The organism is Blastococcus sp. SYSU DS0753 (genome assembly GCF_054051175.1).
Genome location: NZ_JBJHAT010000028.1, coordinates 36,543 through 62,035 on the forward strand (window position 1 = coordinate 36,543; position 25,493 = coordinate 62,035).

General features: G+C 74.5%; 25 protein-coding genes and 1 tRNA gene. 18 read left to right on the forward strand and 8 right to left on the reverse strand.

Annotation, left to right across the window (positions count from 1 at the left end; genetic code table 11):
• Window positions 1–188 precede the first annotated feature (188 nt).
• From ACI799_RS17655 to ACI799_RS17670, 4 genes are read left to right on the forward strand one after another with little or no spacing between them, the layout of a single operon-like run.
• Window positions 189–1,160: an ABC transporter substrate-binding protein gene (locus ACI799_RS17655; protein ID WP_456590612.1), complete on the forward strand. Its 972-nt coding sequence runs from the start codon at window positions 189–191 to the stop codon at window positions 1,158–1,160.
• On the forward strand, window positions 1,157–2,008 hold the full coding sequence (locus ACI799_RS17660; RefSeq protein ID WP_456600234.1) for an ABC transporter permease: 852 nt from the start codon (window positions 1,157–1,159) through the stop codon (window positions 2,006–2,008). Before ACI799_RS17655 ends, ACI799_RS17660 begins: the two co-directional genes overlap by 4 nt.
• Window positions 2,005–2,778, forward strand: coding sequence for an ABC transporter permease (locus tag ACI799_RS17665; RefSeq protein ID WP_456613582.1), 774 nt, complete (start codon window positions 2,005–2,007; stop codon window positions 2,776–2,778). The genes ACI799_RS17660 and ACI799_RS17665 overlap by 4 nt, the downstream gene beginning before the upstream one ends.
• 27 nt (window positions 2,779–2,805) lie before the next feature.
• Entirely contained in the window at window positions 2,806–3,654 is an 849-nt protein-coding gene (locus ACI799_RS17670; RefSeq protein WP_456590616.1) for an ABC transporter ATP-binding protein, read from the forward strand.
• 85 nt (window positions 3,655–3,739) lie between these two features.
• On the opposite strand, the gene ACI799_RS17675 is transcribed toward ACI799_RS17670, so the two are convergent.
• Window positions 3,740–4,816, reverse strand: coding sequence for an alpha/beta hydrolase fold domain-containing protein (locus ACI799_RS17675; protein ID WP_456613583.1), 1,077 nt, complete (start codon window positions 4,814–4,816; stop codon window positions 3,740–3,742).
• A gap of 276 nt (window positions 4,817–5,092) precedes the next feature.
• On the opposite strand from ACI799_RS17675, the gene ACI799_RS17680 reads away from it, so the two are divergent.
• From ACI799_RS17680 to ACI799_RS17705, 6 genes are all read left to right on the forward strand, one after another.
• Window positions 5,093–5,180 (forward strand) — tRNA-Ser (locus ACI799_RS17680).
• Between the two features lie 337 nt (window positions 5,181–5,517).
• Window positions 5,518–7,782 carry an immune inhibitor A domain-containing protein gene (locus ACI799_RS17685; protein WP_456590618.1) on the forward strand — a complete coding sequence of 755 codons (2,265 nt, stop codon included), beginning with the start codon at window positions 5,518–5,520 and terminating at the stop codon, window positions 7,780–7,782.
• A gap of 420 nt (window positions 7,783–8,202) precedes the next feature.
• Window positions 8,203–9,051, forward strand: coding sequence for a hypothetical protein (locus ACI799_RS17690; RefSeq protein ID WP_456600243.1), 849 nt, complete (start codon window positions 8,203–8,205; stop codon window positions 9,049–9,051).
• A 98-nt stretch (window positions 9,052–9,149) separates the two neighbouring features.
• Window positions 9,150–10,820, forward strand: coding sequence for an alkaline phosphatase D family protein (locus ACI799_RS17695; RefSeq protein ID WP_456613584.1), 1,671 nt, complete (start codon window positions 9,150–9,152; stop codon window positions 10,818–10,820).
• 17 nt (window positions 10,821–10,837) lie between these two features.
• Entirely contained in the window at window positions 10,838–12,100 is a 1,263-nt protein-coding gene (locus tag ACI799_RS17700) for an alkaline phosphatase family protein (protein ID WP_456613585.1), read from the forward strand.
• A gap of 80 nt (window positions 12,101–12,180) precedes the next feature.
• A complete protein-coding gene (locus ACI799_RS17705; RefSeq protein WP_456613586.1) occupies window positions 12,181–13,221 on the forward strand; it encodes a GGDEF domain-containing protein in 1,041 nt (346 codons plus the stop codon).
• On the opposite strand, the gene ACI799_RS17710 is transcribed toward ACI799_RS17705, so the two are convergent.
• The 4 genes from ACI799_RS17710 to ACI799_RS17725 form a co-directional block, all read right to left on the reverse strand.
• Window positions 13,218–14,351, reverse strand: a complete 1,134-nt coding sequence (locus ACI799_RS17710; RefSeq protein WP_456590622.1) for a geranylgeranyl reductase family protein — start codon at window positions 14,349–14,351, stop codon at window positions 13,218–13,220. The two genes, ACI799_RS17705 and ACI799_RS17710, sit on opposite strands and share 4 nt — an antisense overlap.
• 27 nt (window positions 14,352–14,378) lie before the next feature.
• Window positions 14,379–15,314 carry an alpha/beta fold hydrolase gene (locus ACI799_RS17715; RefSeq protein ID WP_456613587.1) on the reverse strand — a complete coding sequence of 312 codons (936 nt, stop codon included), beginning with the start codon at window positions 15,312–15,314 and terminating at the stop codon, window positions 14,379–14,381.
• A gap of 50 nt (window positions 15,315–15,364) precedes the next feature.
• Window positions 15,365–15,937 (reverse strand): LOG family protein, encoded by a 573-nt coding sequence (locus ACI799_RS17720; RefSeq protein WP_456613588.1) that lies wholly within the window; start codon window positions 15,935–15,937, stop codon window positions 15,365–15,367.
• A gap of 97 nt (window positions 15,938–16,034) precedes the next feature.
• Window positions 16,035–16,493 carry a MaoC family dehydratase gene (locus ACI799_RS17725; protein ID WP_456590625.1) on the reverse strand — a complete coding sequence of 153 codons (459 nt, stop codon included), beginning with the start codon at window positions 16,491–16,493 and terminating at the stop codon, window positions 16,035–16,037.
• 245 nt (window positions 16,494–16,738) lie between these two features.
• Between ACI799_RS17725 and ACI799_RS17730 the strand changes: the two genes are divergently transcribed.
• From ACI799_RS17730 to ACI799_RS17745, 4 genes are all read left to right on the forward strand, one after another.
• A complete protein-coding gene (locus tag ACI799_RS17730) occupies window positions 16,739–17,215 on the forward strand; it encodes an NUDIX domain-containing protein (RefSeq protein ID WP_456613589.1) in 477 nt (158 codons plus the stop codon).
• A gap of 82 nt (window positions 17,216–17,297) precedes the next feature.
• Window positions 17,298–18,188, forward strand: a complete 891-nt coding sequence (locus tag ACI799_RS17735; protein WP_456613590.1) for a 1,4-dihydroxy-2-naphthoyl-CoA synthase — start codon at window positions 17,298–17,300, stop codon at window positions 18,186–18,188.
• 86 nt (window positions 18,189–18,274) lie between these two features.
• Window positions 18,275–18,607, forward strand: coding sequence for a hypothetical protein (locus ACI799_RS17740; RefSeq protein ID WP_456590628.1), 333 nt, complete (start codon window positions 18,275–18,277; stop codon window positions 18,605–18,607).
• A gap of 137 nt (window positions 18,608–18,744) precedes the next feature.
• Complete coding sequence (locus ACI799_RS17745) at window positions 18,745–19,338, forward strand: TetR-like C-terminal domain-containing protein (protein ID WP_456613591.1); 594 nt, start codon at window positions 18,745–18,747, stop codon at window positions 19,336–19,338.
• 15 nt (window positions 19,339–19,353) lie between these two features.
• Here ACI799_RS17745 and ACI799_RS17750 read toward each other — a convergent pair whose 3' ends face one another.
• Entirely contained in the window at window positions 19,354–20,055 is a 702-nt protein-coding gene (locus ACI799_RS17750) for a TetR/AcrR family transcriptional regulator (RefSeq protein WP_456613592.1), read from the reverse strand.
• A 175-nt stretch (window positions 20,056–20,230) separates the two neighbouring features.
• Between ACI799_RS17750 and ACI799_RS17755 the strand changes: the two genes are divergently transcribed.
• Both ACI799_RS17755 and ACI799_RS17760 read left to right on the forward strand, forming a co-directional pair.
• Entirely contained in the window at window positions 20,231–21,346 is a 1,116-nt protein-coding gene (locus tag ACI799_RS17755; protein ID WP_456590631.1) for an NDMA-dependent alcohol dehydrogenase, read from the forward strand.
• Window positions 21,347–21,464: 118 nt separating this feature from the next.
• Window positions 21,465–22,130, forward strand: a complete 666-nt coding sequence (locus ACI799_RS17760; protein WP_456597304.1) for an HAD family hydrolase — start codon at window positions 21,465–21,467, stop codon at window positions 22,128–22,130.
• Between the two features lie 161 nt (window positions 22,131–22,291).
• On the opposite strand, the gene ACI799_RS17765 is transcribed toward ACI799_RS17760, so the two are convergent.
• Entirely contained in the window at window positions 22,292–23,128 is an 837-nt protein-coding gene (locus ACI799_RS17765) for a glycerophosphodiester phosphodiesterase (RefSeq protein ID WP_456613593.1), read from the reverse strand.
• A 95-nt stretch (window positions 23,129–23,223) separates the two neighbouring features.
• Window positions 23,224–24,189 carry a glucosyl-3-phosphoglycerate synthase gene (locus tag ACI799_RS17770; protein ID WP_456600242.1) on the reverse strand — a complete coding sequence of 322 codons (966 nt, stop codon included), beginning with the start codon at window positions 24,187–24,189 and terminating at the stop codon, window positions 23,224–23,226.
• A gap of 205 nt (window positions 24,190–24,394) precedes the next feature.
• On the opposite strand from ACI799_RS17770, the gene ACI799_RS17775 reads away from it, so the two are divergent.
• Window positions 24,395–24,652, forward strand: a complete 258-nt coding sequence (locus ACI799_RS17775; RefSeq protein ID WP_456613594.1) for a hypothetical protein — start codon at window positions 24,395–24,397, stop codon at window positions 24,650–24,652.
• Window positions 24,653–24,723: 71 nt separating this feature from the next.
• On the forward strand, window positions 24,724–24,963 hold the full coding sequence (locus ACI799_RS17780) for a hypothetical protein (RefSeq protein WP_456613595.1): 240 nt from the start codon (window positions 24,724–24,726) through the stop codon (window positions 24,961–24,963).
• Window positions 24,964–25,493: the final 530 nt, after the last annotated feature.

Genomic DNA, 25,493 nt, shown 5'->3' on the forward strand with positions numbered 1-25,493 from the left:
ATCGGTGGTGAGCGGCATCACTGTACGGTGCGCATCGGGAACGCGCGTGCGGTATGCGCACGGATACGGCACGGTCACGACCGTTTGACGTGACAGCGCTCACGTGTCAGCGTTCCTTCGTTCACATCGCACACATGCGTTCGCATAGCGAACACATGTGACGCTCGGTCGTCATCGAAGGAGATCTCATGCGCCGCACCGTCGCTGCGTTCGTCACCGCGCCGCTGATGCTGGTCGCCGCCTGCGGCGGCTCCGACGAGGAGGCGGGCGGCACCACCGGTGGTGGCGAGGGCGGCGGGCTCGAGCAGGTGTCGGTCGGCGTCATCCCCATCGTCGACGTCGCGCCGATCTACCTCGGTGACCAGCAGGGCTTCTTCGAGGAGTGCGGCCTCGACCTGACCCTGGAGACCGGTCAGGGCGGCGCGGCCATCGTGCCCGCGGTCGTCAGCGGCCAGTCGCAGTTCGGCTTCAGCAACGTCACCTCGCTGCTGCTCGCCGCCAGCGAGGGCCTGCCGCTGCAGGTCGTCGCGAACGGCGTCGCCTCGACCGGTGAGCAGGGGGCCGACTTCGGCGCCGTCGTCACCACCCCGGACTCCGGCATCACCGGTGCCGCCGACCTCGCCGGCCGCACCGTGGCGGTCAACACGCTGAACAACATCGGGACGACGACGGTGCGCGAGTCGGTCCGGGCCGCCGGTGGCGACCCGGACAGCATCCAGTTCGTCGAGCTGCCGTTCCCGGAGATGCCGGCCGCCCTCGAGCAGGGCAACGTCGACGCCGCCTGGGTGGTGGAGCCCTTCCTGGCCCTGTCGACCGGTGAGGGCGCCCAGGTCGTCACGTCGAACTTCGTCGACACCGCCGACGACCTCACCGTGGCCACGTACTTCACCAGCCAGCAGTACGCCCAGCAGAACCCCGAGGCCGTCGAGTGCTTCAGCGACGCGATGGCGCAGTCGCTGGAGTACGCCCAGGAGAACCCGGACGCCGTCCGCGAGATCCTCGGCGAGTACACCCAGATCGACCCGGCCGTCGCCGAGCAGATGACGCTGCCGGCGTGGCCGGCCGAGATCAACCGCGACTCGGTGCAGACCCTGGCGGACCTCGCGGTCGAGGACGGGCTGCTCGACGAGGCGCCGGATCTGGACGCCCTGCTGCCGTGACCGGGTCGACCGCCACCCGGGCGTCGGCGGATCCCGCCGCCTCGCCGGCCCGCTCTCCGCAGGCGGGCCGGCGGCGGCAGGTGCCGGCCTGGGCCCTGGGGCTGCTGGGCCTGCTCGCGCTGATCGCGCTGGTCGAGATCGCGCCGCGGATCGGCCTGGTTCCGCGGCGCTGGTTCCCGCCGTCCTCGGAGATCGGCGCCGAGCTGCTCGTGCAGTTCGGCCGCCCGGAGTTCTGGACCGCGGTCCTGGACACCCTCGAGGGCTGGGCGATCGGCCTGGCGATCGCCGCGGTGGCCGGCGTGCTGCTCGGGCTGCTGCTCGGCACGTTCCGGTTCGCCCGCGAGTTCACCGCCTCCACCATCGAGTTCCTGCGCCCGATCCCGTCGGTGGCGCTGATCCCCATCGCCGTCCTGCTGTTCGGCAACGACCTGGAGAGCGAGCTGCTCCTGGTCGTCTACGCCTCCTTCTGGCAGATCCTCATCCAGGTCCTCTACGGCGTGCAGGACGTCGACCCGGTCGCGCAGGACACCGCGCGCGCCTACGGGCTGGGCCCCTGGGCGCGGGTGCGGCACGTCACCTGGCCCACCGCGCTGCCGTACGTGATGACCGGGCTGCGCCTCGGGGCCGCCGTGGCGCTGATCCTCGCGGTCACCGCCGAGCTCGTCATCGGCACCCCGGGCCTGGGGCAGCTGCTCAACAACGCGCAGAGCAGTGGCGCGGTGGCGGCCACCTACGCGATCGTCGTCGTCACCGGGATCCTCGGCGTGATCGTCAACCTGGTCTTCCGGGCCGTCGAACGGCGGGCGCTGTCGTGGCACCCGTCCCAGCGAGCGGAGGTGGCGGCATGAGCGTGCTGCGTCGCGTGGCGATGACCCTCGGCCTGCCGGTCATCCTGCTCACCGCCTGGTGGTTCGCCAGCGCCGGGAGCACCAACTTCTTCTTCCCGCCGCTGTCGGAGATCCTCGAGAGCCTGGTCGAGGAGTGGTTCGGCCCGCGCCTGGCCGCCGACGTCTGGCCGAGCCTCTACCGCCTGGCGGCCGGCTACGCCCTGGCCGTCGCGGTGTCCCTGGCCCTCGGCGTGCTCATCGGCACCTCCCGCACGGTGCGGGCGGTGACCGAGCCGGTGTTCGAGTTCTTCCGGGCCATCCCGCCGCCGGTGCTGGTGCCCATCTTCATCCTGCTGTTCGGCCTCGGCGACGGCATGAAGATCGTCGTCATCGCCTTCGGCTGCATGTGGCCGATCCTGCTGAACACCGTCGAGGGCGTGCGCGCCGTCGACGAGGTGCTCAGCGACACCGGCCGCGTGTACGGCCTCCGCGGCTGGTCACGGCTGCGCCGCCTGGTGCTGCCCAGCGCCAGCCCGCAGATCTTCGCCGGGCTCCGCCAGGGGCTCTCGGTCGCGATCATCCTCATGGTCATCAGCGAGCTCTTCGCCGCGACCAACGGGCTCGGCTACGCCGTCGTCCAGGCCCAGCGCAGCTTCGCCATCGCGGAGACCTGGGCGGGCATGCTCATGCTCGGCCTGCTCGGCTTCCTGCTGGCCCTGCTGTTCCGGATCGTCGAGAGCCGGCAGCTCGCCTGGTACCACGGCCTGCGCCGCGCCCAGCGCTCCTCCTGACCTCCTTCACCACCTGGAAGGTTCCCCATGCTCGACGTCCGCGGCATCAAGAAGGTCTACGAGAGCAAGGACCGCACGGTCGAGGCCGTCCGCGACCTCACGTTCACCCTCCCGGCCGGGGAGCTCGCCTGCCTGGTCGGGCCCTCCGGCTGCGGCAAGACCACGCTGCTGAAGATCATGTCCGGCCTGCTGGAGCCGACGTCCGGCGAGGTCCGCATGGAGGGCGAGGTCGTCAACGGCCCCCCGCCGGGGATGGCCGTGGTCTTCCAGGAGTACGGGCGCAGCCTCTTCCCGTGGATGACGGTGCGGGAGAACGTGGAGCTGCCGCTGAAGCAGAAGAAGCTGCCCGCCGCCCGCCGCAACGAGCTGGTGGAGGAGTCCCTGGCCGCCGTCGGCCTGGCCGAGGCGCACGCGGCCTACCCGTGGCAGCTCTCCGGCGGGATGCAGCAGCGCGTGGCCATCGCCCGCGCGGTCGCCTACGAGCCGCACGTGCTGCTCATGGACGAGCCGTTCGCCGCCGTCGACGCGCAGACCCGCGCCGACCTCGAGGACCTCATCCGCGACCTGTGGCACAAGTTCGGCGTCACCACGCTGTTCGTCACCCACGACATCGACGAGGCGGTCTACCTCGGGCAGCGGGTGCTCATCCTGTCGAACTCGCCGACGGTCATCCGCGACGACCTGGTGATCGACCTGCCCGACGAGCGCGACCAGCTCACCACCCGCTCGTCCCCGCGGTTCGCCGAGCTCCGCGCGCGGGTCTACGAGCAGATCCACCGGCCCAAGGACGAGCCGGCCGAGGAGCCGGCGCAGCCGGTGGCCGCGAGTCCGGTGACCGGGCCCGCACCGGCCGCACCCGACCACTCGGGGTTCTGACCGCTCCCCGAGGGGCCCGGCGCGAGACGCGCGAAACGGGGCCCCGGCAGCTGCGCCGGGGCCCCGTTCGCCGTCTCTCGCGGGCTCAGCGGTTGGCGCGCTCCGCCTGGGCGAAGCCGGCGCGCATGAACCTGTCGATGTCGTGCCACGTCGGTGCGGCGCGGTTGACCACCCGCTCGCGCCCGGCGTGGTTCGTCATCCACGTCGTGGAGACCTCGGCGCCGATGATGTCGTCGACCGAGTGGCCGGCGTCCGGCACGAGCGTGAACCTCGCCTCGTTCCCCTCGGCCGTCGTCGTGTCGTAGACGAGCCGGCTCTGGTTGTACGGCAGCAGCGGGTCGGCCAGGCCGTGAAGCACCCACACCGGGATCTCCTCGCCCTCGATGTAGCTGCTCGGGTCCGCGGCCTCGGTCTCCTCCGGGCACGCCTGGATGCTCAGCTGGCCCGGGAACTCCTCGCCGGCGCAGTGGATCAGCAGGCTCTCCGGGGACGTCGGGGCATCGTGGGGGTAGATCCCCGGCTGCATCGGCAGGTCGTTCTCCGCGGCGAACGTGTCCATGGAGAGGAAGTCGGTCGGCGGGAAGAACGGCACGGCCACCTGCACGGCGCTGGAGGTGCCGTCGACGCCCGTCTCCCCGGGCAGCTGCTCGATGTCGCTCGTCGTCGCGGCGAACGCCGCCGACCAGCCGCCCGAGGAGTTGCCCATGAACGCGAAGCGGTCCGGGTCGAGGCCGTACTGCGCGGCGTTCTCCCGCAGGTAGCGGACGGCGGCCCGCACGTCGTAGCCCTGCTCGGGGAACCGGGCGTCGGCGCTGGAGCGCACGTTGATGGTGGCGACGGCGTAGCCGCGGCCGGTGAACTCCTCGACGACGTCGAGCGCCTGCTCGCCGGTCTTCACGTCGTTGCTGAACCACGCGGAACCGGAGTGCCAGACGACCAGCGGCAGGGCGTGCCGGCGGGGGGTGCCGGGGAGGTGCAGGTCGAGCAGGTTACCCGGGGTGGCCGGGCCGTAGGCGAGGTCGCTGATCACGGTCGGCTCGGGAGCGGGCGGTGCCGCCTGGGCGGGCGTGGCCAGGGCCAGCACGACGGTGGAGGCGGCGGCGAGGCCGCAGGCGGCGGTGATCGCGCCCTGTCGTCGGGGCGCACGTGCGGTGTGCTGCATGGGATCCGGACTCCATTCCTGGTGGCGACGTTGCCGGTGCGGAGCGTGGGTGGTGTGAGGCTAGGCACACCCTCGGCCGGACACGAGGAGCAGCTTCCACTCACTGGAAACCGGCTGGGCCCGGGCGATGCGGCGCCGCCGCGGGAGTCGAGCCTGTGTGCCGATCGGCAGATCGAGCCGCGCTTCCTGCCGGTCCGCGCACGGCGTCCGGCGCCGGGTCGGCGCGGTGGGCCGGGAGCGGGCATCCGGGATGACGCACTAGCCTCGACGGCGCCAGGAGGGCTCGCCTAGTGGCCGATGGCGGCGGTCTTGAAAACCGCTAAGAGGTAACCCCTCTTCGTGGGTTCGAATCCCACGCCCTCCGCGCTGCGGTGCCGCAGGGCGTCGTCACCTCGCCCCGGCACGTCTCCGCGCTGCCGCCTGACCTGCGGCGGATCCCACCCCGCACCCGATCGTCCCAGACAGTGGGACGCTGCCGGGTCGGATCCGGCGGTCCGGAAACTGTTTCGCAACGGTAAAGAGCCTGGTCGGATCCGTAGTCGCCCCCCGCGGGGTGCGGCCCCTGCGTAACCGGGCGGTGTCGATATGTAGACACACGTGCAGGCCGCATCTAACGTCCCGCTCGACCGTCCGCGAGCGGCCGCCGGTGGCCCCCCACCGTCCGGCTGGACGGTCTTCCTCCGAACGCAGGAGAACCATCCTTGAAGAGAGCTCTGGCCGTCGTCGCCGGTGCCGCCCTGGTCATGGCGGTTCCCGTGACGGCTTCCGCCGCACCCCCCGCAGAAGACGCCCCCGCGACCCCGCAGCGCGCCCACGACCTGCCCAACCCGCTCGCCGAGACGCAGCAGGCGCTGCGTGCCGAGGCACTCGAGCAGGTGCTCACCGGGCAGGCCACGCCGCGCGGCAACAACAAGGTGGTCGAGGTCGCTCGGGGCCGCTACGTCGAGCTGGCCCAGGAGGACAGCGACGCGATCTGGACCGTCCTCGGCGAGTTCAGCGACCTGCCGCACAACTCGATCCCGGAGCCCAAGCGGTCGGTGGACAACACCACCATCTGGACCCCGGACTTCTCGCAGGGCTACTTCGACACCCTGCTGTACAGCTCCGAGCCGGGCGTCAACTCGGTGGCCAACTTCTACGAGCAGCTCTCCTCGGGCCGCTACACCGTGACCGGCGAGGTCGAGGACTGGGTGCAGGTGCCCGGCACCGGCGCCTCCTACGGCGACAACGACCTGGGCGACAGCGCCGTCTGGGGCTTCATCAACGACTCGGTCAACACCTGGTACGCCAACCAGCTGGCCGCCGGCAAGACGGCCGAGCAGATCGACGAGTACCTCTCGCAGTTCGACGTCTGGGACCGCTACGACTCCGACGGCGACGGCAACTTCGACGAGGCCGACGGCTACATCGACCACTTCCAGGCCGTGCACTCCGGCGAGGGTGAGGAGGTCGGTGGCGGCGTCCTCGGCGACGACGCCATCTGGAGCCACCGCTGGTACAACCAGACCAACCGGATCGGAACCGCCGGCCCGACGGTCAACGGTGCGGTCAACCCGCTCGGCGGCACGCAGGTCGGTGGGTCGAAGTACTGGATCGGTGACTACACCGTCGAGCCCGAGAACGGCGGCGTCGGCGTCTTCGCCCACGAGTTCGGCCACGACCTCGGTCTGCCCGACCTGTACGACACCTCCGGCAACAGCGGCGGCGCGGAGAACAGCACCGCCTTCTGGACGCTGATGAGCTCCGGCTCCTACGGCAACTCCGGCCGCCCCGAGGACGGCATCGGCACCCAGCCGATCCACATGGGCGCCTGGGAGAAGCTGCAGCTGGGCTGGCTCAACTACGAGGTGGTGCAGCCCGGCGAGAGCGCGAACCTGCGCCTCGGCCCGGCGGCGTACAACTCCAAGGAGAACCAGGCCGCCGTCGTCGTCCTCCCGGACAACGAGGTCACCACCACGATCGGCACCCCGTTCGAGGGCGAGGACTTCTGGTACTCCGGCTCGGGCGACAACCTCGACCACAGCATGCTGGCGCCCAAGCCCGCGGGGGCGGCTGAGCTGACCGCCCAGGTCAAGTACGAGATCGAGGCGGACTGGGACTACGCGTACGCGGTGTACACCACCGACGGCGGGGCCACCTTCACGTCGATCCCGACCAACCTGTCGACGACCACCGACCCCAACGGCCAGAACTTCGGCCACGGCATCACCGGCAGCACCGGTGGCGAGTGGGTCGAGCTCACGGCCGGCCTGGCGGGCGTGCCCGACGGGGCGCAGGTCGGCTTCCGGTACTGGACCGACGGCGCGGCCACCGAGCCGGGCCTGCAGGTCGACGCCGTGGCCATCGACGACGCACCGGTGACCGACTGGACGCTGGATGGCTTCGAGCTGACCACCGGTACGACGACGAACTCGTACTTCAACGCCTACATCCTCGAGAACCGGGCCTACACCGGCTACGACACGGGGCTGAAGACGGGGCCGTACAACTTCGGTGACCCGCGGCGTCCGGACTGGGTGGAGCACTTCCCGTACCAGGACGGCCTGCTGATCAGCTACTGGAACACCCAGTACAACGACAACAACGTCGGCGCCCACCCCGGTGCGGGTCTCGTCCTCCCGGTCGACGCCCACCCGGGCCTGCTCTACGAGCCGACCGACGACGAGGGTGAGGACCGCACCAACGGCGAGAGCTGGCGGCCGCGGGTCCAGTCCTACGACTCGACCTTCGGGCTCCAGCCGACGGACAAGCTGACGCTCCACGACCCGGACACCGGCGTGGCCGGCCGGGTCGGCGGTCTCCCGGCCGTCCGCACCTTCGACGACACGCTCGACTGGTGGGTGGCCCCGGGCGAGCAGCCCGACGCCAACGGCTGGACCGGCGTCGACGTGCCGAAGACCGGCACGACGATCACCGTCACCGGCATGAGCGCGCAGGGTGCGCTCATGCAGGTCCGGGTCAACTGACCCGGTAGCGCAGCACGCGAACGGCCCGCCGGCACCCGCCGGCGGGCCGTTCCGCGTCCCCGGGACGGTGCGCCGGGCAGCGACGTGCGGGCGCGGCGCGCGACCCCCGGGGACGGCGCCCGCAGCGCGCATCGCGGCCCCTCGGCGCGGCCGCCCGACATGCCGGGCGGCAGCGCCGGCGAGGGGTGACCGGTCCGCCCGCCGACGGCATCCACGCTGGTCGACGCGGTGCATGTCGACATGGCGGTGGCCCGCGGGACGGGTCACCGTGCCGCGGCAGGGGCGGTCGCAACGATCCGGTGACGGGCCTTCCGGTGAGGCGCCGAACCCGCCGATCGCGGGGTCGGTGCGCCGTAACTTCTCCCGTGATCGCGGCACCTTCCCCGGCCGCGACGAGGCACGGAGGAGTTCCCGGTGATCATGGGCACGATGCTGCTGTGGCCCGCCGCGGCGGTGCTCGGTTTCCTGCTGTGCACCGCGGTCGTGGTCGCGCTCGGCGCGAGCTCCACCGCCCGGTACGAGTACGCCGGCGCGGCCGCCACCCAGCAGGTCCAGCGCGCGGCGGCGCGGGCCGCCGGCACCCACCCGGCCGGGCGCCGCGCCGCCCCCGCCCCGGCCGGGCGTGGGACCCAGCGGAGCCCCCAGGCGGTCGCCCTCGCCGTCCGGCCCGCCGCGGCGCCCGCGCCCGCGCGGCCGGCCGGCCCCACTCCCGGGGCGGCCAACGGCTGGTGGCTGGTCGACGGGTCGGCGCAGGCCGTGGCCGGCCCCTTCGCCGACCGGATCGACGCCGACTGGGCGGCGCTGGCGGGTGAGCTGGCGGCCGTGACCGTGTTCGGCGTCCCCCGGGCCGACGGCACGATCGCCCCGCGCCCCTCGCCGGCGGACCGGGTCTGGCTGACCGAGCTCGGCGACCAGCTCGACCGGCTACCCGAGGACTGGGACGCGCTGCTGACCGACACCGACCCGCTGACGACCCTGGTCGTGGAGGTCGCCGCGGCGCTGGTCGAGGCCGGGCTGCCGCTGCACGACGCCGCCGGGAGCGGAACGTCGGGCGGGGTCTGCCTGGTGCCCGAGACCGCGTCCTGCGGGGTGCTGGTCAGCTGGCGGACGCACGACCGGATGGGCGTGCAGCACTCGCGCGGCGAGGCGGCGCACGTGGTCGTGCAGGAGGTCATGGCCGCCGCCCTCGCCGACACGCTGGCCGAGCTCGGCTTCGTCGTCCAGACCGTCGGGGCGACCGGGGTCACCCTGGTGACCGCGCTGCGCTGAGCGCCGCTCCCACGAGGCGACGCGGAACCGGTGGCGAACGCTCGGTGAACGCTGCGTCCGGGCCGTAACCGCGGGCCGGGCCGCTCAATGGACGGGCCGTGATCACCCGCACGTCGCCGTTCTCCCGCCGCACCGCCCTGCAGCTGGCCGCCGTCACCGGCGCCGGGGTCGCAGGCGCGGTGTCCGCAGGGCCCGCTGCCGCCGCGCCGTCCCCCGCCCGCATCCCCGGGCCGTTCGCGCACGGGGTCGCCTCCGGCGATCCGCTGCCCGACGCCGTGGTCCTCTGGACCCGCGTGACGCCCGACGCCCGGTCGACGCCGGGCTCCGGTGCCGGCCCCGTCGTCGAGGTCGGCTGGGAGGTGGCCACCGACCCCGGTTTCCGCCGCGTCGTCCGCCGGGGCCGGGTCCGCACCGGCCCGGCGACCGACCACACGGTGAAGGTGGACGCCGCCGGGCTGCGGCCGGGCACCGGCTACTGGTACCGCTTCAGCTGCCGGGGGGCGACCTCCCCGGTGGGCCGCACCCGCACGGCGCCCGCCACCGGTGCCGCCGTGCCGCGGCTGCGCATGGCGGTGGTCTCCTGCGCCAACCTGCAGGCCGGCTGGTTCACCGCCTACCGGCACCTGGCCGCGCGCGGGGACCTCGACCTCGTGGTGCACCTGGGTGACTACCTGTACGAGTACGCGCCGGGGGAGTACCAGGCGCGTGACGTCGTCGTCCGGCCGCACGACCCGCCGCACGAGATCGTCACCCTCGCCGACTACCGGCGCCGGCACGCCCAGTACAAGGCCGACCCCGACCTGCAGGCCCTGCACGCCGCCGCGCCGTGGGTGGTCACCTGGGACGACCACGAGAGCGCCAACGACGCGTGGTCCGGCGGCGCGGAGAACCACACGGAGGGCGCCGAGGGCGCCTGGCCGGCTCGCCGCGGGGCCGCCCAGCAGGCCTACGCCGAGTGGATGCCGGTGCGCTACACGCCGGGCGGCCGGCTCTACCGGCGGCTGCGCTTCGGCCGGCTGGCCAGCCTGTCGATGCTCGACCTGCGCACCTACCGCGACCAGCAGGCCGCCTCACCGCTCGACCCCGCCCTCGGGGACCCCGGCCGCACGCTGACCGGGCCGGAGCAGCTGGAGTTCCTGCTCGACGGGCTGGCCGACGACGCGGTGCAGTGGAAGCTGGTGGGCAACCCGGTGATGATCGCGCCGGTGCGGTTCCCGAACGGGCTGGACCTGCGGGCGACCCAGGCGATCGCCGGCCTGGTCGGCGTGGACCTCCCGCGGGTGACCGGCCTGCCCTACAACGTCGACCAGTGGGACGGCTACCCCGCCGAGCGGGACCGGGTGCGGGCGCACCTGCGCGACCGCGCGCTGCGCGGCACCGTCTTCCTCACCGGTGACATCCACTCCGGCTGGGCGGCCGAGCTGCCGGCGGACGACGCCACCTACCCGCTGACGCGCGACAGCCTCGGCGTGGAGCTCGTGTGCACCTCGGTGACCAGCGACAACCTCGACGACATCCTCGGCGCCCCGCCCCGGACGACGTCCCTGGCGGTGGAGACCGCGATCCGGGTGGCCAATCCGCACGTGAAGCACCTGGACTTCGACTCGCACGGCTTCTCGGTCCTCGACGTCACCCCGGAGGCGGTCCAGATGGACTGGTACGTCCTCACCGACCGCACCGATCCGGCGTCGGCCGCGGTCTGGTCGACGTCCTGGCGGACGCCGGCCGGCACCGGCCGCGTCGAGCGTGCGCCGCGGCGGCTGGCGTGAGCGGCCCGGTGCAAGGCATGGACCGCCGGCAGTTCCTCCGGGTCACCGCCGCGGGCGGCGCGGCCGTCGTCCTGTCGACGGCGCTCGGGGCGCCGCGGGCGCGGGCGGCCGACCGGCTGCGGGTCTACGTGCTGGTCGTCGACGGGACGCGGCCGGAGGAGATCACCCCGCTGCTCACGCCGAACCTGCACCGGCTGAAGACGGGGGGCACCTGGTTCCCGTCGGCGCGCTCGCTGCCGGTGATGGAGACCATCCCCAACCACGTGATGATGATGACCGGCGTCCGGCCCGACCGGTCCGGGGTGCCGGCCAACTCCGTGTACGACCGGGCCGAGGGCGCCGTCCGCGACCTGGACCGCCCCTCGGACCTCCGCTTCCCCACGCTGCTGGAGCGGGTGAACGCCACCGGCCGCACCACGGGCACCGTGCTGTCGAAGGAGTACCTGTACGGGATCTTCGGTGAGCGGGCCACCTACCGCTGGGAGCCGTTCCCGGTCATCCCCGTCACCGGGCACGCGCCGGACGCCGCGACCACCGACGCGCTGATCGCGATGGTCGACGAGGCCGACCCCGACCTGGTCTTCGTCAACCTCGGCGACATCGACCGGGTCGGCCACAGCGATCTGACCGGCAGCACCCTGCGGGTGGCGCGCGCTCCTGCGCTGGGCAGCACCGACCTGCAGGTGGGCCGCTTCGTCGCGCACCTGCAGCGCACCGGCCGGTGGGCCGGCAGCGTGCTGGTGGTGCTCGCCGACCACTCGATGGACTGGTCGGTGCCGACGAACCTCGTCTCGGTGGACGCCGTCCTGCGGCCGCGCCCGGACCTGCGGCAGTCGGTGCAGATCGCCCAGAACGGAGGCGCGGACCTCCTCTACTGGACCGGCCCGGCCGCGCAGCGGGCCGCCGGGCTGGCGGAGGTGCGGCGGCTGGTCGCCGCCCACCCCGGCGTGCTGTCGGTGCACCGGCCGGCGGAGCTGCGGCTGGGGCGGGAGGCCGGCGACCTGGTCGCCTACTGCCGGGCCGGCTGGCGCTTCACCGACCCGACGCCGCTGTCCAACCCCATCCCCGGCAACCACGGGCACCCGGCCACCGAACCGATCCCGTTCCTGGTGGCGGGCGGGCACCCCCTGGTGCGGGCGGGCGCGGTCAGCGGGGCGCCCGCGCGCACGGTGGACGTCGCGCCGACCGTCGGCGCGCTGTTCGGCCTGGGTGCACCGCGGGGCGGGTACGACGGCGCAGCGCGCACGGAGGCGTTCACCCGGCTGTCCGGGCGGCGGTAGCCGATCGCAGCGGGGGGTTGCCTACCCCTCGGGGGGACGCGGCGCTCCGCTGCCGGGCTCGCCGTGCCGATGCGGGGGAGGTGACCTTCCCGCCGTCGCTGCGAGCGCGCGAGCCCGCCGCTGCCGCGCGCACGGCCGTCGTCGTCCTGGCCATCTGCGCCGGGATGCTGGCGCTGGTCGGACTGTTGGGGCCCGCCACGGACGACGATGCGAGCCCGGCGGTGGTCTGGGCCTGCGTGATCGGGCTGGCCGGGGTGGCGGCCCTCTTCCACGGCGTGTCCGCGGAGCGCCTGGACCGCGCCGGCGCGTTCGTCGTCCTGGCCGTCGGCGGGGTGGCGGTGCTGTGCGTCCTGGCCGTCGTGAACGGGGGGACGTCGACCCGCGCGCAGGCGTTCCTGGCGTTCGTCGTGCTCTACGCGGGCTTCCACCTGCGGACGGCGGGCGCGGTGGTCGCCACGGTCGTCGCGGTGGCGGCCGGCGGGGTCATGCTGTTCGACGCCGCGCCCTTCAGCGGTGCCCTCACCGACTTCGCGTTCTTCGGGGCCATGCTCGGTGTGATCGGCGGTCTGCTCATCCGCTCCACCGACAAGCAGGAGCGCCTGGTGGCGGCGCTCCAGGAGCAGGCGGACGTCGACGCGCTGACCGGGATGGTCACGCGGCGGGTGCTCGACGAGGCGCTGGAAACCGGGGGCGCCGGCGCGGCGTCGTCCCAGGGCACCGCGCTGCTGCTCATGGACGTCGACCGGTTCAAGATGATCAACGACGTGCACGGCCACCTGGCCGGCGACGACGCCCTGGTGCACCTGTCCACCGTGATCAAGCAGCAGATCCGCGCCGCCGACGCGCTGGTCAGCCGGCTCGGCGGGGACGAGGTCGCCGTGCTGCTGCGCGACTGCTCGCGGGCCACCGCGGTGCGCCGCGCCGAGCAGCTGCTGGACGCCGTGTGCGGGGCGCCCCTGGTGCTCTCCGACGGGAGCAGCCTGGGCATGTCGGTGAGCGTCGGGGTGTCGCACCTCGCCGGCGCGGCCACCGATCTGCGTGAGCTCTACGCCGCCGCGGACGTCGCCCTGTACACCGCCAAGCGCGCCGGGCGGGGCCGGGTGGAGGTCGCGGCGGCCTAACCGGCCGGCGAGGGGAGGCGCAGGGAGCGGGCGGCGCCCGCGAGCGCCCGCAGGCTGAGCCGGCCGTCGGCGAGGCCGAGGTCGACCACGTCGTCGAACACGCCCTGGGAGCCGGCGGCGGCCCGGAACACCGAGTCCATCAGCGCCGGCCAGCGGCTCAGCCGGGAGGCCACCGACGAGTGCCGGAGGTGGCGGCCGAGCCGGTCGGCGAGCGCGCGCCGGTAGGCTGCGCCCGCGTCCGCCCCCCGGGTGGCGGCCTGCCCGGCGAGGGCGCCGGAGAGCACGGCGTAGAAGATGCCCTCACCGGTCAGCGGGTTGATCAACGCGGCGGCGTCACCGGCCAGGAGCACCCGCCCATCGGGCTGGCGGGGCCGGCCGGTGCTCAGCGGCAGCCGGTGGGCGCGGAGCTGCTCGGGCTCGGCTCCCGGCAGCAGCCGGTGCATCCCGGCGACGAGCTCGACCCGGGTGGCGCCGCCGGACACCAGCTCCCCGTACCCGACGTTGGCCCGTCCGTCGCCCAGCGGGAAGGACCACGCGTAGGCCGGCCAGCGCTGGTCGGTGGTCGTGATGACCTGGACGCCGCGCTGCCCGGGGGGCTCGGGGGCGTAGCCGCGGAGGGCGACGGCGAGCTGGTCGGGCCGGTTGCGCCGGGTGCCCAGCGCCCGGCGCACCACCGACTCCGCGCCGTCGGCGCCGATCAGCACCCCGGCGGTGACGGACCCGTCCACCTCGACCGCGTCGGCGTGCACCGCGATCCGCCGGACCACGTGCCGGCGCAGCACCGCCCCGGCGTCGCGGGCGGCCGCGATCAGCCGCGCGTCGAGCACCGCCCTGGGGATGACGTGGGAGGGCCGGGCGGTGGCCCGCTCGACCGTCGTCCCCCCGGGCGACCGCAGCCGCAGCCGCGGCACCGGCGGGAAGCCGGCGGTGAGGGCGGCCGGGCGCAGGCCGAGGCCGGCGAGGACGTCGAACGCCTCGGCGGCGATGCCGTCGCCGCACACCTTGTCCCGGGGGAACTCGGCGCGGTCGAGCACCAGCACCCGCGCCGAGGGCCGGGCCCGACGGGCGGCCAGGGCGGCGGCGGCACCGGCCGGCCCACCACCGACGACGACGACGTCCCAGTGCTCCACCCGTCCGACGCTAGGCAGTGGAGGGGCTCACCGCGCGACCGACCGCGGGACGCCGTCCCAGTTCTGGGAGAGCAGCCGCCGCCAGCTGTCCAGGTCGTGGTGCGCCGGTTCGGTCGTGGCGACGAAGTCCAGCAGCACGTCGCAGAAGCGGTCGGGCTCGTCGAGGTGCGGCCAGTGGCCCGCGTCCTCGAACACCTCGATCCGCGCCGACGGGACCGCGGCCCGGACCGGCTCGGCGTGCTGCGCCGGCACGATCGGGTCGCGACCGCCCCAGATGACCAGCATCGGCACGGAGTCGGCGAGGTACAGCCGGTCCAGCGCGGTCACCGCCTGCCCCCGCACGTCGACCGCCCCGCGCAGCGTGCGCAGGAACGCCCGCCGCGCCTCGGCGTCCTGCAGGGCCAGCAGCGCGTCGCCGGCCTCGGCGAGGTCGCGCACCCGCCGCCAGCCGGCGAGCGCCCCGAGCTGGTCGACGGCCCGCAGCCCGATGCGCAGCGGGCTGGAGATCCCGGCCAGCGCGGTGACCACGAGCTCGGCCCCGGGCAGGGTGGCCGCCCGCAGCCCCGCGGAGAGCTCCGAGCCCAGCCCGCCGCTGCCCACGAGCGCCAGCCGTTCGCAGCGCTCGGGGAACTGGTAGGCGAACTGCAGGGCGATGCCGCCGCCCAGCGAGTGCCCCACGACGGTGGCCCGTTCGACGTCGAGCACCGCGAGCAGGTCGCGCACGCCGTTGGCGTAGCCCGCGATCGAGTAGTCGCCGCGCGGCTTGTCCGAGTCGCCGTGCCCCAGCAGGTCGGGGGCGATGACGGTGTGCGACTCGGCGAGGCGGTCGATCACCCCGGCCCACGTCTGGCAGTTGTTCCCGATGCCGTGCAGCAGCAGCAGCGGCGGGCCGTCCCCCGCGCGGAGAAAGGCCCGCTTGTGCCCGTGGACGATCCGCGACTCTCGGACCTGACCGGTTGCCACGGCCCCAGTGCACCACGGTTCTTGTTGCTCTGCAGTCACGACGGCGCTGGTCAGGCCGGTGCGGGTGCCGTCCACTTCCGCGGCGGGTGCTCGTAGCCCTCGACGAACCGCAGCAGCCCGGCGGCGTCGCGGACCACGCCCAGCGCGTCGAGCCGGGGGGCGTCGAGGTAGCCGTCGTCCACCATGCGGCGGAGCTGGGCCAGCAGCGGCTGCCAGAACCCGTCGACGTCCAGCAGCGCCGCCGGCTTGGCGTGCAGCCCGAGCATGCCCCACGTCCAGGCCTCGAACAGCTCCTCCAGCGTGCCGGCGGCGCCGGGGAGCGCGACGAACGCGTCGGACAGGTCGGTCATGCGCGCCTTGCGCTCGTGCATGGAGGAGACCACCTCGAGCCGCGGGAGGCCGGGGTGGGCCAGCTCGTCGTCGACGAGGTGCTGCGGGATCACGCCGACGACCTCACCGCCGGCGGCGAGCGCGGCGTCGGCGACGACGCCCATCATCCCGACGCGCCCCCCGCCGTAGACGATCCCGACGCCGGCCTCGGCCAGCCCGGTGGCGAAGGACGCGACGGCCTCCGCGTGGGCCGGTGGCCCCGCGTGGGACCCGGTGAAGACGGCGATCCGCACCGGACGAGGCTATGCCGGGTGCCGGCGCGAGCTGCCGTCGACCCCGTCCCGGGCACCGCCGCGAGTCTGCGAGCGGTGGGGAGGACGGGGTCCTTCCTCAGCCGCCGTAGTAGCGGTACACGGGCTCGGCGATGCAGACGGGCTTGTCGCCGCCCTCCCGCTCGATGACCGCGGCCAGCGTCAGCTGCAGGCCGCCGGCCACCTCCTCGACCGACTTCAGGGTCGCGGTGAGCCGCACCCGGGAGCCCACCGGGACAGGGGAGGGGAAGCGCACCTTGTTCAGGCCGTAGTTGACGCCCATCACCGTGTCGGTGACGACGAGGACCTGCGAGGAGAGCGGGGCCAGCAGGGACAGCGTCAGGTACCCGTGGGCGATCGGGCCACCGAACGGGCTCTCCTTCTTCGCGCGCTCGACGTCGACGTGGATCCACTGGTGGTCGCCGGTCGCCTCGGCGAACTGGTTGACGTGCTCCTGGGTGACCTCGTGCCAGTCGCTGGTGCCGAGCTCCGTGCCGATCAGCCCGTTCAGCTCGGCCATGGTCGTGGTGGTGCTCACGTGGTCGTCCTTCCCTGGGGTGGGCGGTGTTCCTGGTGACACTCTGCCTCTGATCACCAGGGCACTCAGAGGCAGAGGTTCCGCCGCACACCTTGCCCGGCCCGGCGCGACGGCGCGCGTGCGGGTGCGGCGGGTGCGGATGTCCTCTCCCGGGATGCTCGTGCCCTGCCCGCCGGGGTGGGCAGGGCACGAGTTCCGGCGGGGTGCCCCCGGCGGCCGCCCGCGCGAGCGGGTTCACTGGGCGGGTGCTCGCCTCGACCGAAGGCTGGACCGCCTGCAGCCAGGGGCACCGTCACTGGGGGCGGGCCGGCGCGGCCGGCCTGCTGATCCACCGCGACGGTCCCGACGGTGTCGAGCTGCTGCTGCAGCACCGGGCCTGGTGGTCGCACCACGGCGGCACCTGGGGGACGCCGGGCGGCGCGCTGCACGCGGGCGAGTCGGCGGCCGACGGTGCGCTGCGCGAGGTGGCCGAGGAGCTGGGGCTGACGGCCGGCGACGTCGTGCTGGGCGCGCAGTCGGTGGACGACCACGGGGGCTGGGCGTACACGACGGTCCTGGCCCGGCCGGTGCGCCGGTTCGAGGCGGTCGACCTCCGGCTGGACGGGGAGAGCGACGGCGTGGCGTGGGTGCCGCTGGCGGGCCTGGCCGCGGTGGCCCTGCACCCGGGGCTGGCCGCCTCGCTGGACCGGCTGCGGCCGCTGCTCGCCGGCGACGACGCGTAGCCGGGTCCTGGGCGGCCCTCCCGGCGGGGCGGGTGACCCGGCGGCTGCCGGTCCACCCCGCCCCGCGGGTTAGGTTCGGCGCATGAGCGCCCGCGACGACGTCTCCGAGATCTTCGACAGCTCCGCGTGGGCGCCGGTCGAGGGCTTCGACTTCAGCGACATCACCTATCACCGGGCGGTGGACGCCGGCGTCGTCCGCATCGCCTTCGACCGCCCGGAGGTGCGCAACGCCTTCCGGCCGCAGACCGTCGACGAGCTGATCACCGCGCTGGAGCACGCGCGGCTCTCCACCGACGTGGGGTGCGTGCTCCTCACCGGCAACGGGCCGAGTCCGAAGGACGGCGGCTGGGCGTTCTGCTCCGGCGGCGACCAGCGGGTGCGCGGGAAGTACGGCTACGAGCACGACAAGGGTCGCTCGAGCGGCCGGCTGCACATCCTGGAGGCCCAGCGGCTGATCCGCTTCATGCCGAAGGTCGTCGTCTGCGTCGTCCCGGGCTGGGCCGCCGGCGGTGGGCACAGCCTGCACGTCGTCGCCGACCTCACCCTGGCCAGCGCCGAGCACGCCCGGTTCAAGCAGACCGACGCCGACGTCGGCAGCTTCGACGGCGGCTTCGGCTCGGCCTACCTCGCGCGGCAGGTCGGGCAGAAGTTCGCCCGCGAGATCTTCTTCCTGGGCGAGGAGTACACCGCGGCCGACGCCCACGCCATGGGCATGGTCAACCGCGTCGTCCCGCACGCGGAGCTCGAGGCCACCGCCCTGGAGTGGGGGAAGAAGATCGTGGTCAAGAGCCCGACCGCCCAGCGCATGCTCAAGTACTCGTTCAACCTGATCGACGACGGCCTGGTCGGGCAGCAGCTGTTCGCGGGCGAGACCACCCGGCTGGCCTACATGGCCGAGGAGGCCGTCGAGGGCCGCGACGCCTTCCTCGAGAAGCGGGACCCCGACTTCGGCCGCTTCCCCTGGCATGTCTAGCGGAAGGACCCCTCCTCCCCACCCCTCGCACGTCCAGGGCGGTGCCCTGGACGGGGCCATAACCTGTCATCCATGAGGAGTTCGAAATGATCGTCGAGGTGATGACGGGCGCCGACGAGCGACCCGAGGCGCGGGTGGTCGACGTCGAGGACCTGGGCCGGCTGCACCTGGCCCTGGGCGCGGTCACCGACGAGGAGGCCGCCGAGGCGCTGGAGCGATCGGGCCTCGGCCGGCTGCAGGACGCCGAGACGGCCACCCTCGACGTGGCGGCGCTGCGGGCTGCCGCGGCACCCCGGGCCACCGCCCCGGACTGGGACGCGCGGTGGGACCAGATGATCGCCGGCGCCCGGGCGCAGGGCTGGCTGTCCGAGGACGGGGCGAACCTGCGGGTGCACATCGAGAGCGCCGCGGGCGCCTGACCAGGCGGTCCTCCCCGGCGCCCGGCCGGGGCGCGCGGAAAGTTAGGTGTACCTCAGAGGACCGAGATCATTGTGGTGACCCCGTCCGGCAGCCAGGATGGCCGCGTGCATAGAACCAGCCGTGACAGGACGGCGTCGTGAGCGGTACGCCGGGCCGTCCGCTGAGTGCGGAGCTGTCGGAACAGCTGCTCGCCGTGGCCGTCGACATCCTGGCCGACGAGGGATGGGGCCGCCTGAACAGCGATCGCATCGCCGCCCGGGCCAGGGCCGGCAAGGCGGGCATCTACCGCCGGTGGCCGTCCATGGCCGCGCTCGCCCGGGCGGCGGTGAGCCGCTTCGAGCTGGTGGTGCTGCCCGAGGACTCCGGATCGCTGCGGGCGGACCTGCTGGGCCTGGTCAGCGCCCGCTGGACGCAGCCGCTGGACCGGCAGGAGCGCGCGGTGGCCAGCCTGGTGGGCGCGGCCCGGCACGACGAGGAGCTGCGGGCAGGGCTGGACGAGGCTCTCGTGCGCCCGCTGGCGGCCGCCGTCCAGACCGTCGGCGAGCGGGCCCAGCAGCGCGGGGAGCCCCTCCGGCTCGAGCGGCTGCGCTTGCTGGCCTCGGTGCTCGAGGCCTTCTGGTGGCAGCGCTACCGGATGGTCGAGCCGCTGACGGCCGAGCAGGTCGAGTGCATCGTCGACGAGGTGCTGGTGCCGATGCTGCGGCCGGTCGACGAGACCGTCGCCGCCTGACCTCCCGGCGGCGCCTCAGCCGACGCGGCGGGTCAGCGAGGCGACGTTCGCCGGTGGCTCCAGGCCCAGCTGCGCGTACAGCCCGCTCATCAGGCTGTCGGTCAGCGTCCGCACCTCGGTCGCGGCGGTGCGGTGGTCGGCGGCGTGCTCGACGACCCGCCGCTGCTCCACGACGACCACCCGGGACACGGTGAGCCAGAGGGCCGCGGCCAGGGGGGCGGCGATCCGCGGGCAGAACAGGACCGGCGAGGTGGCCATCCCGGGCTCGGGGTCGGTCTCCCACGCCTCGGCCAGCGCGACTGCCAGCTGCCGTTCGGCCTCGAACAGGATCCGCTGCTCGTAGCCGGCCAGTGCGGGGCTCTCGTGCACGGTGTCGGTGAACGTGCGTTCCTCGGGACGCACGTGCAGGGCCACGAAGTACGCGGCGCCCTCCGCCAGGTGGTCGCCCAGCGCGACCAGCGGCGTGGTCCCCGGCGGCCGGTTGCGGACCGCGTCGGCCGGGCCGTGCGGACACGGGATGCGCCCGTCGAAGAAGAGCTCCTCCTTCGTCGGGAAGTGGTTGAACACCGTCTGGACGGCGACGTCGGCCTCGCGAGCGATGTCGGCGACGGTGACCGCCTCGAACCCGCGCTCGGCGAACATCTCGTGCGCCACTGCCCGTACGTGGGCCCGGGTCTGCGCCTTCTTCCGCGCACGGCGGTCGCTGAGTTCACCCACGGTGCACAGCTTAGGCACCGAACGTGTCCACCGCCGTCAGGACCGACCGCCCGGTATGTCGCCGGGCGTGCTCTGGTCGGGGGCCTGCGCGGCGGACCGGGCGCCACCAGGCACGATGGCCGCGGATCGACCCGCCCGGGGCGACCGGACGACGACTGCGAGGAGGAGCCGCCCGGTGCGGACGAGAGCTGCGGTGCTGCGCGAGGCAGGAGCCGAGTACGAGATCGTCGAGCTGGAGGTTCTCGACCCCGGGCCCGGCGAGGTGCTGGTCGAGATGGCCTACGCCGGCCTGTGCCACTCCGACGAGCACCTGCGGCACGCCAACCCCGGCGGCCGCTACCCCATCGTCGGCGGGCACGAGGGCTCCGGCGTCGTCCAGGCCGTCGGCGCCGGCGTGACCGGGGTGGCACCCGGCGACCACGTCGTCACGAGCTTCCTGCCCGCCTGCGGGCACTGCCGCTACTGCGCCTCCGGCCGCTCCAACCTCTGCGACAAGGGCGCCACCATCGCCACGGGCCAGCTGCCCACCGGCACCTTCCCGTACCGCCTCGACGGCGAGCCGCTGGGCGGGTTCTGCATGATCGGTGCCTTCGCCCGGCACACGCTGCTCAGCGAGTTCTCCTGCGTGCGGATCGACCCCTGGCTGCCGCTGGAGACCGCGGCCCTCGTCGCCTGCAGCGTGCCCACCGGCTGGGGTTCGGCGGTGTACTCCGGCGGGGTGCGGCCGGGCGACACCGTGGTCGTGGTCGGCCTCGGCGGGGTGGGCGTCAACGCCGTCCAGGGGGCCGTCCACGCCGGCGCCATGCACGTCATCGGCGTCGACCCGGTGGCGATGAAGCGGGAGTTCGCCGAGTCGCTGGGCGCCACCCGCACCGTCGCCGACGCCGGGGAGGCGGTGGGGCTGGCGCGCGAGCTCTCCCGGGGCACCGGTGCCGACGTCGTCGTCGTGACGGTGGGGAAGATGACCGGGGAGGTCTACAAGGCCGCCTCGGCCTGCCTGGGCAAGGGCGGCACGCTCGTGCTCACCGCCCTCGCCGACCGGCCGGAGGAGGGCCGGGCGACGCTCAACGGCCAGCTCACCACGGTGTTCGAGCACCGCGTGCAGGGCTCGATGTTCGGCTCGTGCAACCCGTTCACCGACATCCCCCGGCTGCTGCGGCTGCACGAGGAGGGTCGGCTCGAGCTCGACCGGCTGATCACCCGCCGCTACGCCCTCGACGAGGTGAACCAGGGCTACCGCGACCAGGCCGCCGGCGAGACGGTCCGCGGGCTGCTCGTCCACGCCGACTGAGGAAACACCCCGTCGGCCACCCCAGCACTCGCTCCGCTCGCGCCGGGCCCTGCGACGGGGCAAGCCTCTGGACGGAGCCGGCGTTCGGAACGGGCGCCGGGTGGGCAGCCCCGGGGGCGTGAGCTCTCCCCGTATCGCAGTCCTCGACGTCGACGGCACGCTCGTCGACACCAACTACCAGCACGCCCTCGCCTGGTACCGGGCCTTCCGGTCGCTGGGGGAGACCTTCCCGATCTGGCGGATCCACCGGCTGATCGGCATGGGCGGCGACCGGCTCCCGGCCGCGCTCGGCGGGGACGACGTCGAGGAGCGCATCGGCGGCCAGGCCCGTGAGCGCTGGACCGAGGAGTTCGACCGGCTGATCGACGAGGTCGCGCCGCTGCCCGGCGCCCGGGAGCTGGTGCAGGCGCTCCGTGAGCGGGGGCACCGCGTGGTGCTGGCCAGCTCCGGCAAGGCGAAGCACGTCGACCACTCGCTGGACCTGCTCGACCTGCGCGACCTGGCCGAGGCCTGGACCACCAGTGACGACGTCGAGTCGAGCAAACCCGCCCCCGATCTGCTCGAGGTGGCCCTGAAGAAGCTGGGCGAACCCGTGGGTGCGCCGAGCGTGATGGTCGGCGACTCCGTCTTCGACGTGGCGGCGGCGAAGCGCGCCGGGATGCCGGCCCTCGTCGTGCGCTCCGGCGGGTTCGGGGACGACGAGCTGCGCGAGGCCGGGGCGGTCGACGTCTTCGACACCCCCGGTGACCTCGCCGCCGCCCTGGATCGCCTCGACCTGAGCTGACCGGAGGACCGCCCGAGGGGCTCCGCGGATGCTCTGCCTCTGAGTGCACCTGCACTCAGAGGCGGAGCGAGCGGGGAAGGGATCCCGGAGGGCGCTGGGACGGTGCCGGTGCGTGCGGTGGTGGGGTGCGGCGCGGTGCGGCGGTGCGGTGGTGCGGAGGCTCAGGAGGCCGTGGAGGAGCGGCCCAGGCGGCGCAGCGCTTCGTCCGGGTGGTCGGTGATCATCGCGTCGACGCCGAGCGACACGAGGAAGTCGATGTCGCCGGCCGTGTTCGCCGTCCACACGTGCACCTCCTTCCCGGCGGCGTGCGCCTGGGCGACATACCCAGGGTCGGCCCGCAGCAGCGCCAGCCCCGGGCCGACGGCGCTCATCGCACCCCCCAGGAGCTCGGTGCGCACCGAGCGCAGGCGCTTGCCGATGAGCTGCACGGTCGGCACGCCCGGTGCGAGCGCGCGGATCCGGCGCACGGCGAGCTGGGAGAAGCTCATCACCCGGAACGCCGGCCGCCCGGCCCACTGCGCCGGCCGGTCGCCCTGCAGGAGGCCGTAGCGGCGCAGCGACCGCACCAGCTCCTGCTCCACCCGGTTGATGTGCCGGGTCGGGTGCTTGGTCTCGATGGCGAGCCGGACGGAGCCGGGGGTGGCGGAGGCGTACTCGAGCAGCCGGTCGAGGGTCAGCACCAGGCCGTTCTCGATGTCGGGCTCGTCGGTGACGGCGGTGATCGTGTCGTCCCTCCACCGGTCCAGCCGGCCGCGCCGGGCGCCGAACCGGAACTGCTCCAGCTCGGCGAGGTGCAGGGCGGAGACGACGCCGCGGCCGTTCGACGTGTGCCGGATCCTGCGGTCGTGGACGCAGACGAGCACGCCGTCGCGGGTCATCCGGACGTCGACCTCCACCGCGTCGGCACCGACGATCGCGGCGTTCCGGTACGCGGCCAGGGTGTGCTCGGGGGCGTCCGCGGTGGCCCCGCGGTGGGCGACGACCTCGGGGCCGCTCACCGCAGCGGGCGGGGAGAGCGGCGCGCAGCGCGGACGGGAGGCACGCGGGGATCCTCCCCGCCCGCCGCGCGTTCCGCGAGCGGTGGGCGCCGCCGTCAGACGGCGAGGCGCGCGCGGTACTCGGGCACGGTGATCATCGGCGGGCGCTCGTCGACCGCGACGGCGTTGCTGCGCGGCACGAACCCGGCGCCGTCGTGCCGGAACTGGGTGAGCAGCCCGCTGGGCTGGCGGGTGCACGCCGCCCGGGCCAGCACGGTGGCGACCACCTGGCCGGCCATCTCGCCCAGCGCCTCGACGCTCTGCGAGGTGTGCCGGCGCTCGCCGAGGTCGACCTGGGCCAGCGAGGAGAGCCCGCCCAGGCCCAGCAGGTCGACGAGCAGGCCCACCTCCACGCCGTACGCCGAGACGAACGGCACCTGCTCCAGCGCCGCGCGGCGCCCGGCGTACTCGCCGCCGAGGGGCTGGACGAAGCCGGCGAGCTCCGGCCACAGCGCGTTGAGCAGCGGGCGGGCGGTGAGCTCGGTGACCCGGCCGCCGCCGGCGGGCTGCTCGGCCCCGCCGACGGACAGCGGCCGGGTGTAGCAGCCCTTGACGTAGCTGACCTGCGGGTCGGTGAGCAGCGGCCCCAGCAGGCCGGGCACGTAGTGGGCGACGTCGCCGAGCAGGTCGGCGTCGAGGAAGACGACCAGGTCGCCGGTCGTGGCGGCCAGCGACTTCCACAGCGCCTCGCCCTTGCCCCGGCGGGTGCCCATCGCGGGCAGCACGTCGGTGGTGGCGACGACGTCGGCGCCGGCGGCCCGGGCGACGTCGGCGGTGGCGTCCGTGCTGTCGGAGTCCACGACGACCAGCTCGTCGACCAGCGGCACCCCGCGCACCCAGTGTGCGTGCAGGTCGGCGACCAGCCGGCCCACGGTCGCCTCCTCGTTGCGGGCGGGGAGGACGACGCTGACCCGGTGCCCGCCACGGCGCTTGGCCTGCAGCAGGCCCGCGGGATCGACCTGCGCCAGGGAGCGCGCAGCGGTGGTGCGGTCGGCGAACCAGGCGCGGGCGTCAGGTCTCACGCGCCCACTGTCGTCCAGCTCCGGTTCGGGCACCAGGCGGTCCCCCCGGTGTTCACCGGGCCGTCACGTGAACGTTCCGGCGGTGAGCGATCGGGTCGGTGCGGGCCCGCGGGAAGCGGCTCGTGGGGCCGCGTCACCCGGTCGGGGAACCGGTCCCGGTGGGCGCCGAGTCGCGGGCCGGCCGGACCTCCCGCACCATGCGGGCATGACCTCGGGTCAGCTGCCCGCAGCGCGCGTGGGAGGCGAGGAGCGGCGGCGGGTCGCGCTGCTGCTGGAGACCGCCGACGTCCTCGCCGACCGGGCCTCGCGCACCCCCGACGCGGTCCAGGCCCAGGTGCTGCTGCGCCGGTCCGCCCAGCGCCGGGCGCAGGCCGCGCGCCTGGCGGCGGAGAGTCCGACGGGGGGCGACGGCCGCCGCGCGGGCGGTGCCCCGCCGGGTGCGGGGAGCGCCGCCCGGCCCTGACGAGGTCACCGCGCGGGGCCGCCGTTCCTCGGGAAGGGTGGACCGAGCCCGGGCGCGGTTACCGTGGTCCGATGCTCCGCTGGCTCTGCGCCCTCGTCGCCGGGGCCGTCGTCTCCGGGTTCGCCTTCCTGCTGGTCACCGGCGAGTACCGCAACGAGGGACCGGTGCTGCTGACGATCGTCGGCAACCACGGCGTGCACGCCGGTGACCTGTTCATCCTGGCGGGGTGGGCGGTCGCCGTCCTGGCGCTCCTCGTGCTCGCGGCCGCCCCCTGCCCGCGCCGGCCCGCCGAGGCGCCGCCGCGGAGCTGACGCCGCCGTCCTGCGCTTTTCTTGCGGATCGCTGGACACGACCCTGCGGCTGGCCGCGCAGGGTGGCTCGTGCCGGGATGGAGCCGCCACCCCGGTACGAGCAGGGGAGGCAGCGACGTGAGCAGCCGGACGAGCAGCGCCGTGGCGCACCAGAGCACCACCGCGAAGGTCGTGGGCACGGTCGCCGTGCTCGCCGCGGTGGGCGCGGTCGCGGGACTGGGGACCCTCGGCGGGTTCAGCAGCAGCGACAGCGTGGACACCGAGGTGCAGGCGGGGGTGGTGTCGATCCGGCTGGATGCTGCGGCCGGCGGGCAGAGCGTGCCGTTCTCCGGCGGGGCGATGCTGCCCGGCGACGTCGTGCAGGTGCCCTTCGACCTGCGCAACGACGGGGACGTGCCGCTGTCGTCGGTCGGCTTCCGCTCGGTGGCGCGGGGGGGGGGGGGGGGGGGGGGGGGGGGGGGGGGGGGGGGGGGGGGGGGGGGGGGGGGGGGGGGGGGGGGGGGGGGGGGGGGGGGGGGGGGGGGGGGGGG